The sequence below is a fragment of the Pseudomonas sp. VS40 genome (genome assembly GCF_018587885.1).
GTDB classification, from domain to species: Bacteria; Pseudomonadota; Gammaproteobacteria; order Pseudomonadales; family Pseudomonadaceae; genus Aquipseudomonas; species Aquipseudomonas pergaminensis.
In genome coordinates this window covers 283578-295218 of the sequence record NZ_JAGYWD010000004.1, presented here as the reverse complement: position 1 = coordinate 295218, position 11641 = coordinate 283578, and the positions used below count along the sequence as shown (strand labels likewise).

Here is an 11641-nt window from a genome sequence, read left to right as displayed (position 1 = left end):
GGCGGCTCGGTCTGTCAGTCCAACCGAGCCGACGTCATCGCAGGCAAGCCAGCTCCCACATAAAGCGAGGAGGCTATGCCTATGTGGGTTCTAAGGACATAACCAAACGATCTGCAAGTTTTCCCCCCGCTGGCCCACATCACTCCCGTAAGCGCTGCGGGGAGCAGCGTTCTCGTGTTTCCTTGGGGGGAGCCAAAGTGAATCAGTTCAACCGTGTGCCGCTTCGAACCTTTGCCCTGGTGCCGTTGGCCAGTCTATTTTTCTCGTTTGCCGCCGGTGCCGAAGAAGCACGCCAGGTCTATCACATCGCCCCTGGGCCGCTGGATGAAGTGCTGCTCAACATCAGTCGGCAAAGTGGCCAGGTGATCTCGTTCACCCCGCAACTGGGTAACTATTCCTCGGCCAGCGTGGACGGTTCGCTGTCGGCGCAACAGGCAGTGGACGCCGCGCTCAAGGGCACCGGCCTGCAGGTCCAGGTCAGTCCGGACGGTGCGTTAATCATCAAGGAAGGCGCGAGCAAAAACGCGACCAGCAACGTCAAGGCACAAACCAGCGCAGCGCAAGCGCCGACCCTGGACCGCGTGGTCGCCATCGGCACCCGGCGCAGTGACGCCACGGCCCTGACCAGTGCGGCCCCGGTAGACGTCATCAACGCTGAAGAACTCAAGCAAACCGGCGCCACCAGCCTCAACCAGGCGCTGTTCCAACTGCTGCCGTCGTTCAACTTTCCGCAGAACCAGAGCGCCACCCGTGGCCAAAACCCCAAGGGCGCGTCCCTGCGTGGCCTGGCGCCGGACCAGACGTTGGTGCTGATCAACGGCAAGCGCCGCCATGCCTCGGCGGTGGTGAACATCTCCGGTGGCGTGCCGTTCATTGGCGCGCAGCCGGTGGACCTGGACATGATCCCCATCAGCAGCATCGACCACGTCGAAGTGCTGCGCGACGGTGCCTCGGCGCAATACGGCTCGGATGCGGTGGCGGGCGTGGTCAACATCGTGCTCAAGGAGCGTGACAGCGGCGGACAGGTCAACACTCAACTGGGCAAATATGCCCAGGGCGACGGCTTCAGCAAAACCACCGACGGCTGGTACGGCCTGGGTTTGCCGGGGGATGGCTTTCTCACCCTGAGCTTCAACACCCTCAACAACAAACCCACCGACATTGGCGATAAATACGTCGCCGACGGCCAGTTGCAAGACCCACGTTGGGGCGGTGCAGGGCGCGATAAATTCAACCTGGCGGCCAACGCCGAAATCGGCCTGAGCGACCAGTGGCGCCTCTACAGTTTCGCCACCTTCGGCCAGGACAAGTCGGTGAACAACACGCCACCGCTGTTGGCGAATAACCCGAACAACGTGCAGGGCATCTACCCCAACGGCACCATTCCCAAATATCGCTACCGCTATGAGGATGGCGCGCTCACCGTCGGCACCCGCTATGAAGACGACACCCTCGGGCGCTTCGACCTCAGTGCCACCTACGGTCGCGACAAGCACGATGAGCTGGCCTTCAACACGGTCAACCCGAGCTACGGCCTGAACAGCCCGACCAAATTCGACGTGGCCACCCTGATCAACGACCAGACCAACATCGGCCTGGATTACGCCAAGGATTTGGACGTCAACTGGTCAAGCCATCCGCTGACCGTCTCGGCGGGCATTGCCTACCGGCATGAGCAGTATCGGCTGGAGGAGGGCGACTACGAGTCCTACTCCTTTGGTGGCATCAATGGTGTACAGGTCGGCGCGGTGCAAGCCTCCGGTCTCACGCCAGACGACGCCGGCACCTACAAGCGTGATGTCGGTGGCGTTTACGTCGGTCTTGAGCACCAGCTCACTGACAAATTCCAGGTCGGCCTGGCCGGGCGTACCGAGCACTATTCGGACTTTGGATCGGCCACCACCGGCAAGCTGTCGGCGCGCTATGACTTCACGCCGCAGGTGGGCTTGCGCGCCACGGTGAACAATTCCTTCCGTGCGCCGACCCTGGGCCAGATCGGCACGTCGTGGACCACCACCACCAACGTCGACATCAACGGCAACCCGGTGCTGACGCGCATGCTGCCCGCCGACAACCCGGCCGCCCGCGCCCTGGGCGCCGAGCCGCTCAAACCGGAAAAATCCACCAACTACTCCCTGGGCCTGGTGCTGCGCCCGATTGAAAACGCCTCGCTGACCATCGACGCCTACCAGATCTCGATCCGTGATCGCCTGCTCTACAGCGGCGGCATTTCCGGGCCGCGCGCCGAGCAGATCCTGCAGCAAGCCGGGTTTGGCCAGTACACCTGGGCGCAGTTCATGACCAACGCTGCCAACACCCGCACCCGTGGCGTCGACATCGTCGGCAAGTACAACCTGGACCTGGCGCAGTACGGCGCGTTGAGCCTGTCGGCCGGCTACACCAAGGCACGCACCACGATCGAGAAGGTCCACGAAAACCCCAACGGCTTCGACATTCTCACCCGCGAAGCCCGTGGTTTCCTCGAGCACGGCTACCCCGAAGACAAGCTGGTACTGGGCGCCACCCACCGCATTGGTGCCTGGACCATTGCCCTCAGCGAAACCCGCTATGGCGAATACCGCAAATACGCCGCCAGCGAAGCCAACGCGCAGTACGACCAGACCTTCGCGGCGCAATGGAACACCGACCTGGACGTGAACTACGCGTTCACCAAGCAACTGCGGTTGTCGGTCGGCGCCAACAACCTGTTCGACAGCAAACCCGATGACTTCAACACCCGCCTGCGCCAGACCCCAGGCCAGCAATACAGCTACCTGTCGCCGTCAGCGCCGGAGGGGGCGTTTTACTACACGCGGCTCAGTTATGACTTTTAACCGATCTTGAATACCGCAGAGATCGAATGTGGGAGCGGGCTTGCCCGCGAATGCGGTGGGTCAGCCAGCTCATGCATCGCTGACCCACCGCATTCGCGAGCAAGCCCGCTCCCACACTGAATCTTCTGTGTTCTAGAAAATGATTCACCACGAGGTTCTGCATGAAAAGACTTAAAACACTGCTCGGTGGCTCACTGCTGGCACTGGCCGTTTTAGCGCAACCCACAACCGCCGCCGAAACCGTCAAGCCCATCCACTTCGGTGACATCACCTGGGAAAGCGGCAGCTTGATCACCGAGGTACTGCGCCTGATTGTCGAGAAAGGCTACGGCCTGCCCACCGACACCTTGCCCGGCAGCACCGTGAGCCTGGAAGCCGCCCTGGCCAAGGACGATATCCAGGTGATCGGTGAAGAGTGGGCTGGGCGCAGTCCGGCATGGGTCAAGGCGGAAAACGAAGGCAAAGTATTTGGCCTGGGCGACACGGTCAAAGGCGCCACCGAAGGCTGGTGGGTGCCGGAGTTCGTGATCAAGGGCGATGCCGCGCGCGGTATCAAACCCCTGGCGCCGGACTTGAAGTCGGTGGCCGACCTGCCGCGCTACAAGGACGTGTTCCGCGACCCCGAAGACCCGAGCCGTGGACGCTTCCTCAACAGCCCAACGGGCTGGACGTCGGAGATCGTCAACAGCCAGAAGCTAAAGGCGTACAAACTCACCGACAGCTTCGTCAACTTCCGCACCGGCTCCGGCGCGGCGTTGGATGCCGAAGTGGCGTCGTCGATCCGTCGTGGCAAGCCGGTGCTGTTCTACTATTGGTCGCCGACGCCGCTGCTGGGCCGGTTCAAGCTGGTCAAGCTGGAAGAACCGCCCTTCAACGCCGAAGCCTGGAAGACCCTGTCGGACGCGAAAAACCCCAACCCCATCGGCACCCGCTCGATGCCGGCGCGGCTGGCGATTGGTGTGTCGGCACCGTTCAAGGCGCAGTACCCGCAACTGGTCAGCGTGTTTGAAAAGGTCGACCTGCCGATTGATCTGCTCAATGGCATCCTCGGCGAAATGAGCGAGAAACGTACACCGCCGCGCCAGGTCGCTGAAGCGTTCCTCAAGGACCACCCAGACGTCTGGGAGCAATGGGTGCCGGTCGATGTGGCGGCCAAGGTCAAGGGAGCGCTCTGATGCTTAAAATCTTCGCTGCTGCGGTACTTTCGCTGGTCGCCGGTCAGGTGCTGGCGGCCGAACCTGCCACGTTACGCATCGGTTACCAGAAAAGCTCGGTGAGCATGGTATTGGCCCGTGAGCACAAACTCTTCGAGGAAGCGTTGCCCGGCACCCAGGTGCAGTGGATCGAATTCCTCGGCGGCCCGCCGCTGATCGAAGCGCTGAACGGCGGCAGCCTGGACATCGGCAATATCGGTGATATCCCGCCGATCTTCGCCCAGGCCGCTGGCATCGACTTGCAGTATTTCGCCGTAGAACCCAACGAGGGCAAGACCGAAGCGGTGTTGGTGCCAAAAGCCAGCCGCGTACAGAGCGTGGCGGAACTCAAGGGCAAGCGCGTGGCGCTGCTCAAGGGCTCCAGCGCCCACAACCTGTTCCTTAAAAGCCTGCTGCGCGCCGGTTTGCAATGGAAAGACGTGAATGTGGTGTACCTGTCGCCATCCGACGGGCGTGCCGCTTTTGAGCAAGGCAAAGTCGACGCGTGGGTGGTGTGGGACCCGTACTACTCCGCGGCCGTGGTCGACGGTTCCGCCCGCGTGCTGGGCGATGGCCAGGGCCTCAATCCGGCGGGCAGTTTCTTCGTGGTCAGCAGCCCGTTTGCCAAGCAGTATCCGCAGTCCATTGGCGCGATCATCCAGACATTGGCCAAGGCGCAGCGTCTGTCCCTGGACCAACCTGACGAGAGCATCGCGCTGATGGCCAAGACCCTGGGCCTGCCACCGGCGGTGGTCAAAAGCTACTTCGAACACCGTTCCTCCACGCCGATTCGTCCGCTGCAAGCCGCCGACATCGCCACCCAGCAACACACCGCCGACCTGTTCTTTGCCAACGGCCTGATCCCGAAAAAGGTCGATGTACAGCAAGCTGTCTTCAAGGCGCCATGACCATGCAACCGATCTACATCGATTTTCTCAACGACCTCGATATCGACGAACTGGGGCTTACCAATGACGAAATCCTCAGCGCCATCGAAGCGAGCCTGGCGATCCAGGGGCGTGGCGAGGCGGTGATCGAGCCGCGTACCCACCTGATTCCCGGCGGCGGGATCAACGGTCACTTCAACGTATTGCGCGGTGTGTTGGGTGGCGATATCGGTTACGCCGGGGTCAAGGTGGTGGGGGATTTTGTCGACAACTACCGCAAGGGCCTGCCCTCGGAACTGGCGATCCTCAACCTGCTGGACCCGGCCACCGGCATTCCCAAGGCCATCCTCGACGCCTCGGCGATCACTGATATGCGCACCGGCGCCATCACTGCCATCGGCGCCAAATACCTGGCCCGGCCCGACAGCAAAGTGCTGGCGCACATCGGCGCGCGTGGCACGGCGTACTGGAACGTGCGCCTGCTCGACCACCTGTTCGACTTCGACGAAATCCGCGTGCACTCACGTCGCAGTGAAAGCCGCGAAGCCTTCGCCGAACGCTTGCGCCAGGACCTGGGCAAACCGGTGATCGTCACCGAGGATTGGGAGTCCGCCGTGCGTGGCGCCGACATCGTGGTCGAAGCCTCGCGCCTGGATCAGCCCGAGCCCTTGCTGCGCACTGAGTGGATCAAGCCCGGTGCCTTTGTGGTGCCCTACGGCACCATGAGCGCGGTAGAACTGTCGCTCACCGACATCATGAGCAAGCGGGTGGTGGACGATTGGGGCCAGTGCAAGGGCGGCCTGTTCGGTTCGCTGCGCGCGCATGTCGACGCCGGCAAACTCAGCGCCGAGACCCTGCACGCCGAGTTGGGCCAGATCGTTGCCGGCTTGAAAAGCGGCCGTGAAACCCCCGAGGAAACCATCCTGTTCTGGCACCGCGGCCTGAGCCTCAGTGATATCGCGTTGGGCCATGCGCTGCTGGAAAAAGCCGGGCGCCTGGGGATTGGCCAGCGGCTGCGCTGGGCATGATTCACTTCGATCCCGAAGGTTTGAGCCTCGCCGATTTGCTGGCGATTGCCCGCCAGGACGTACCGGCGGATTTCTCTGCGCAGGCCCGTCAGCGTATTGAAGAAGGCCACCAGTTGTTGGTGAAGCTGGCGGTTGAAGGCACGCCAATTTATGGGGTAAATACCGGCCTCGGTGCAGCGGTGGATACGGCGGTGGCGCCCGTGCAGGCGAGTATTCCGTTGGGTCGTGCGGTGGGGGTCGGGCGCCTTGCCAATCGCCAGGAGCTGCGCGCGATCACGGCTGCGCGGCTGGCCGGATTGGCTCAGGGGCGTTCGGGTATTTCTCCGGGGGCGGCGGATGCACTGCTAGCGTTGCTCAATTCCGGCGTCGAGCCCGATGTACCGTTGCTCGGCTCGTTGGGCGAGAGCGACCTGGCGCCACTGGCGCACCTGAGTCTCGCGTTGTCAGTGCCGCTGACCGGCAAAGATGGCTTGGCGCTGGTCTCTGCGAATGCCGCCAGTGTTGGGCTGGGCGCGTTGCTGGTGGCTGAGGCGCAGCGGGCCTTGGAGGTTTTGCTGGCGGCGCTGGCGTTGTCGTGCGAAGGCTACCGGGCCAACCTCAGTCCGTTCCAGCCATGGGCTTCACGCCTGCGGCCGGCACCTGGGCAAACCGAACAGTCGGCGGCATTGTTGCAGTTGCTGGCGGGCGGCGAGCTGGCCGACAGCCCGCGTCGCCTGCAAGACCCCTTGAGCTTTCGCTGTGCCACGGTGGTCCAGGGTGCGGCGCAGCAGGCGCTGCACGCCCTGCATGAATTGGTTGAATTGGAACTGCGCAGCGGTGCGGATAACCCGGCGTTGATCAGCGAAGCGTCGCTTGTATTGGCCACGGCGAATTTCGACAGCACCCACTTGGCGCTGGCCACTGAAGGGTTGGGCCTGGCGCTTACCCGTGTCGCCGCGTGCAGCGCTGAACGCATTGCCAAGCTACTGTCGCCGGCTTCCAGCGATCTGCCGCGCTTCCTGATCACTCAACCCGGTCATGTCGGCATGGCCGCCTTGCAGCGCACCAGTTCGGCGTTGGTCGCGGAAATCGGGCACCTGGCCAATCCGCTGCCGGCGGTCAGCGTGCCGGTGGCGGACCGTGTTGAAGACTATGCGGGCCAGGCCATGGCGGTGGTCGACAAGACTCGTCGCTTGACCGAGCGGGTGCTGTGGCTGGCCAGTATTGAACTGATCGTCGCCGCGCAGGCGGTGGATTTAAGGGGGGCGCTGCGGCTGGGGCAAGGTGTGCGGCTGGTCCATCAAGCCGTGCGCAGCCAGGTGGCTCATCTTGATGAAGACCGCTCAGGCTCGGTGGATGTACTGGCACTGGCCACCTTCCTCGAATCCACCCCATTCCCTCTGTAGGAGCCGGCTTGCCGGCGATAGGGCCCGTGAGGACGCCATTGCCGGCAAGCCGGCTCCTACAGGGGCTGCGTTTGCCTTATGGATTCTCGGCGGCCAATGCCGCAATCACCGCCTGCCGCTCACCCACCCGCTGCTGAAACGCCGCCAGCGCCGGCCACTTATCCAAATCAATCGCGTGAAACGCCGCCCAGCGCAGCACCACAAACAGGTAGGCATCTGCCACCGAGTACTGCGCACCCAACAGGTAATCCTGGCGCTCCAGCGTCTGCACCAGCACCGTGAAACGCTTGAACAGCGTGGCCTGGAATGCCGCTTTCACCTCGCCCTGGATCGCGCCGTTGAAGAACACCGCCAAGCCGCCATGAATCTCGGTGGCAACGAAGTTCAGCCACTCCTGCAGGCGCACGCGTTCCCAGCTGCCATTAGCCGGTGCCAGGCCTGCGGCGGGTTTCAGGTCGGCCAGGTATTGCAGGATCGCGCTGGCTTCGGTCAGCACCTGGCCGTTGTCCAGTTTCAGCGCCGCGACGTAGCCCTTGGGGTTGATCTGCAGGAAGTCTTCGCCGTCGGCGGTGGTCTTGGCTTGGTTATCCACCAAGACCAGGTCGAACGGCAGCGCCAATTCGCGCAGCACGATATGCGGTGCGAGAGAACAGGCGTGGGGGAAGAAATACAGTTTCATCTGGGGCAGCTCCGTTGAATTTGCGCCAGTCTCGCGGGCGTGGCACCGTGCGTAAAATTAAACGTTCAGACCCCTGCCATAAGGACAGCTACTGCCATGATGAACCTGATGCACTGGCGCTTGCTGGTGGCCGTGGCCGATCACGGCAGTATCACCGCCGCCGCCGAGCGCGTGGGCATGACCCAATCCGCCGCCAGCCAGGCGATGGCCGGTATGGAAGCGACCCTGGGCGCGCAGCTGTTTACCCGCGAACCGCGCAAGACCTTGCCCACCGCCCTGGGCTTGAGTGTGATCGAGCAGGCGCGAGTCATGCTTGGGGCGTTGCAGGCGATTCGTAGCACCGTGGACGAAGCCAGGCCCATGTTGCGTGGGACGATTCGCATCGCCAGTTTCCCCATGGTGCTGGCGACATTTCTGACACCCGCATTGCAGCGTTTTGCGCAGCTCTATCCCGGTATCGACGTCACCACCTTGGATGTCACTGACAACGAAGTGCTCACCCTGCTCAACACCGGCCTTATCGACTTGGGCGTGGTGCTCAACCCCACGCCCGAGCGCAATGCGACGGTGTTGGGCCGTGACTTGTGGATGGCCGTGCTGCCAGTGGAGCACGCGCTGGCGCAACGCCCCGCCGATGCCACGGTGTCGCTTGAGGAATTGCTTGAGCAGCCTTTCGTGCTGGCTACCGGTGGCTGTACCGCTAATGCCCGCAGCCTGGGCGCCGCCGCCGGGCTGACCCTGCGCGATGTACGCGTTGAGGTGCGTGAATGGAACAGTGCCTTCAGCCTGGTGCGTGAGGGCGTCGGCGTCACACTGGTGCCGGAAATGGCCTTGCCGTCCCAGCGCAAGGGCCTGCGCGTGATGGCGTTGGATGTGCCGCTGCACCGCGAATTTGCCTTGGTCGGCTCGCCGGATCGCCCGCTGTCAGCCGCGGCCCTCGCATTGTTAAAAATGCTGGCTGACTAGTGGCCTTGCATAGCGCCAAGCCCTGTCTATGCTCACCCGGAACCGTTGATGACGCTTGGCATATAAAGCGATTCGGATGGTTATTTCCCCATGAAGGTGTGCCAGCAATAGCCAACAAAAGAATGGAATGCGCCTTACGGGCGCCGGGAATCAAGGGTGATCTGACAATGTTCAACCGCCATCACAAATCCGACCTGCAACAAATCGAACGTTTTTCCTGCGCACTCACCGAATCCAACGCCAAACTCGCCGCTATCAGCCGTTCCATGGCCATGATCGAGTTCGACCCCAGTGGCGTGATCCTCGACGCCAACGACAACTTCTGCAAAACCATGGGCTATAGCGTCGAGGAAATACGCGGTAAACATCACCGCCTCTTTTGCGACGAGCCCTACACCCACACCGATGCCTACGCCAAGCTATGGCGCGACCTGGCGCGGGGCGAGGCCCTCAGTGGCACCTTCATGCGCCTGAACAAGCACGGCCAGGAAGTCTGGCTGGAAGCCAGCTACATGCCGGTGCTGGACAAGGACAATTACGTTCAGAGCGTAATCAAAGTCGCGTCGGACATTACTGCGCGAGTCCATCACGAGCATGAAAACCAGAGCCTGATCGATGCCATTGGCCGCTCCATGGCGGTGATCGAGTTCACCCCGCAGGGCCAGATCATCAACGCCAACGAAAACTTCCTGAAGACCGTGCAGTATTCCTTGGATGAAATCGTCGGCCAGCACCACAGCATGTTCTGCCACCGCAATGAAGTGGAATCGCCGGCCTACAAGGCGTTCTGGGCGTCGCTCAATCGTGGCGAATACCACTCGCACCGCTTCGAGCGCAAAAACAAATACGGCAAGACCCTGTTCCTGGAAGCCTCCTACAACCCGATCTTCGACACCAATGGCCGCCTGTACAAAGTGGTGAAGTTCGCCAGCGACATCACCGACCAGGTCACCACCCTGCGTAACGCCGCCGACTCGGCCCATGCCACCTCTGTACAAAACGACGCCTGCGCCCGCAAGGGGTCGGAGGTGGTGCAGCAAACCGTGCAGATCATCGAAGAAATTTCCCACGATTTGAACCAGGCCGCCGTGAGTATCGACGCAGTCAGCAAGCAATCGGACATCATTGGCGCCATCGTGCAGACCATCCGTAGCATTGCCGAGCAGACCAACATGCTCGCGCTCAACGCCGCGATTGAAGCGGCGCGGGCCGGCGAACACGGGCGCGGCTTTGCAGTGGTGGCTGACGAGGTGCGCAGCCTGGCCGCACGGACGAGCCAGGCGACGGTGGAAATTGTCGATGTGGTGCGCAAAAACCACGACCTGTCGCTGAGCGCGGTGTCGAGCATGCAGTCGAGCCTAAGCCGCACGGGGCTGGGGGTGGAATTGGCGAATGAAGCGGGGCAGGTGATCCTGGAAATTCAGGAGGGGTCACGGCATGTGGTGGATGCGATCGGTCAGTTCAACTCGACGTTACAACTGCAATAACCCAAACCCTGTAGGAACCGGCTTGCCGGCGATGGCGATCTTGAGAACGCTATCGCCGGCAAGCCGGCTCCTACAGTGACTTGGGGGGCTGTTAGATTGCGGCCAGGGTTTCTTTGACTGTCTGGGCCTGCGGGTCAGCAGTTTTGGCGGCTACCTGCTGTTCTTGCTGTTGCTTCAAGCGCTCGGCCACTTGCTTGGAGAAGGCATCCTGCTTTTCCTTCGACATGTTCTGCAAATCCGCCTCGGTCAAACCCTGCTCCTTGAGCAGTTGGTCACGGACGCGCTCGGCCGGGGATTTGCTCATATAGTCGGTGAACTCCGAGCGTGCACCGGAAGCGGCGCTGGTCGCCGGCACATCGCTGGTCGACGCGCTGGTCTGCAGCTGCACGCGGGTCTTGGCAAAGGCTTCGTCGATGCGGTCGGCGGCCTTGTCCAGTTCCTTCTGCGCGGCGGGCACGGTCACGCTTTGCTGCGCGGCTTGCAGGGCACCGCTGTACAGCGCGCTGGCGGCGGCGTTGGCGGGATCCATGTCGGGTCGCTTGATCTGTTGAACAGTCGAAACGGCTTGGGTGTTGTTGTTAACCAGCATGATCGGTCACCTGGGGAAATGTTCGGTGCCACAGGTGGAGCAAATAGTGTGCCGGCCAGTTGATCCAGCATTTACGTGGGCACGCGCGGTTAAAGCGGCAAAAACTGACCTCACTAAGGCCAACTCTTGCCGCTGGTGTTATCAGGTTTTGCCTGCGCCGTCCCAACGAATGGAAAATGATCCATCGAATGAGTGGTCTGTGCCATCCACAGCGGCTGTGAAACGGAATTTTCCCTCCGCATGCGCATTAGGATCATCCCATTTAGTCAGGAAGAGCTCGCCGCTTTTCGCATCGAACCGTGTTCGGTGGTGACCGCTTTGGCGAAAATACGCGACGTATATCGTTCTGCTAGGTAGCTCATGTAGGCCAGTTCGTATGTTGACGGGGAAATTGATTTGGATACCTATAAAGTTGTCGCTGTCTGTCTGCTGTATACCATACAACGTCAAATCATCAGGTGATTGGCGATAGTTGACATCTTTGGTGTTGATATCACCTTCGAAACTTGAAGATACCAACCACCCCACTGACGCCCGTTCCTGGCGGTGGTCCGCCTTTCTCTCTTTCATGTCTAGCTCCTTGCTATTCACAA

Annotated in this window: 10 protein-coding genes and 1 pseudogene; 8 read left to right on the top strand and 3 right to left on the bottom strand. The window is 61.7% G+C overall.

The features are described from left to right. The first annotated feature begins 197 nt into the window (after nt 1–197). From KHP07_RS14125 to KHP07_RS14105, 5 genes are all read left to right on the top strand, one after another. Nucleotides 198–2834, top strand: a complete 2637-nt coding sequence (locus tag KHP07_RS14125) for a TonB-dependent receptor domain-containing protein (protein WP_214497381.1) — start codon at nt 198–200, stop codon at nt 2832–2834. Nucleotides 2835–2995: 161 nt separating this feature from the next. Beyond that, nucleotides 2996–4009: an ABC transporter substrate-binding protein gene (locus KHP07_RS14120; protein WP_214497380.1), complete on the top strand. Its 1014-nt coding sequence runs from the start codon at nt 2996–2998 to the stop codon at nt 4007–4009. Further along, nucleotides 4009–4935 carry an aliphatic sulfonate ABC transporter substrate-binding protein gene (locus tag KHP07_RS14115; RefSeq protein ID WP_078049951.1) on the top strand — a complete coding sequence of 309 codons (927 nt, stop codon included), beginning with the start codon at nt 4009–4011 and terminating at the stop codon, nt 4933–4935. The genes KHP07_RS14120 and KHP07_RS14115 overlap by 1 nt, the downstream gene beginning before the upstream one ends. Before the next feature lie 2 nt (nt 4936–4937). Further along, nucleotides 4938–5942 carry an ornithine cyclodeaminase family protein gene (locus KHP07_RS14110; RefSeq protein ID WP_214497379.1) on the top strand — a complete coding sequence of 335 codons (1005 nt, stop codon included), beginning with the start codon at nt 4938–4940 and terminating at the stop codon, nt 5940–5942. Continuing rightward, nucleotides 5939–7327, top strand: a complete 1389-nt coding sequence (locus KHP07_RS14105; protein WP_214497378.1) for an aromatic amino acid lyase — start codon at nt 5939–5941, stop codon at nt 7325–7327. The genes KHP07_RS14110 and KHP07_RS14105 overlap by 4 nt, the downstream gene beginning before the upstream one ends. Before the next feature lie 76 nt (nt 7328–7403). Here KHP07_RS14105 and gstA read toward each other — a convergent pair whose 3' ends face one another. After that, complete coding sequence (gstA, locus tag KHP07_RS14100) at nt 7404–8006, bottom strand: glutathione transferase GstA (RefSeq protein WP_214497377.1); 603 nt, start codon at nt 8004–8006, stop codon at nt 7404–7406. A gap of 96 nt (nt 8007–8102) precedes the next feature. Here gstA and KHP07_RS14095 point away from each other — a divergent pair, with 96 nt between their 5' ends. The 3 genes and pseudogenes from KHP07_RS14095 (at nt 8103) to KHP07_RS29900 (ending at nt 10459) form a co-directional block, all read left to right on the top strand. Next, nucleotides 8103–8972 carry a LysR family transcriptional regulator gene (locus tag KHP07_RS14095; protein WP_078049947.1) on the top strand — a complete coding sequence of 290 codons (870 nt, stop codon included), beginning with the start codon at nt 8103–8105 and terminating at the stop codon, nt 8970–8972. Between the two features lie 122 nt (nt 8973–9094). Next, nucleotides 9095–9916 (top strand): annotated as a pseudogene (locus KHP07_RS29905) (PAS domain-containing protein); the annotation flags it as partial. Beyond that, on the top strand, nt 9890–10459 hold the full coding sequence (locus KHP07_RS29900) for a methyl-accepting chemotaxis protein (protein ID WP_371858026.1): 570 nt from the start codon (nt 9890–9892) through the stop codon (nt 10457–10459). The pseudogene KHP07_RS29905 and the gene KHP07_RS29900, both read left to right, overlap by 27 nt. A 91-nt stretch (nt 10460–10550) precedes the next feature. Here KHP07_RS29900 and KHP07_RS14085 read toward each other — a convergent pair whose 3' ends face one another. Both KHP07_RS14085 and KHP07_RS14080 read right to left on the bottom strand, forming a co-directional pair. Continuing rightward, nucleotides 10551–11048, bottom strand: a complete 498-nt coding sequence (locus KHP07_RS14085) for a hypothetical protein (RefSeq protein ID WP_214497375.1) — start codon at nt 11046–11048, stop codon at nt 10551–10553. Between the two features lie 141 nt (nt 11049–11189). Continuing rightward, entirely contained in the window at nt 11190–11618 is a 429-nt protein-coding gene (locus KHP07_RS14080; protein WP_214497374.1) for a hypothetical protein, read from the bottom strand. Between the last annotated feature and the right edge of the window lie 23 nt (nt 11619–11641).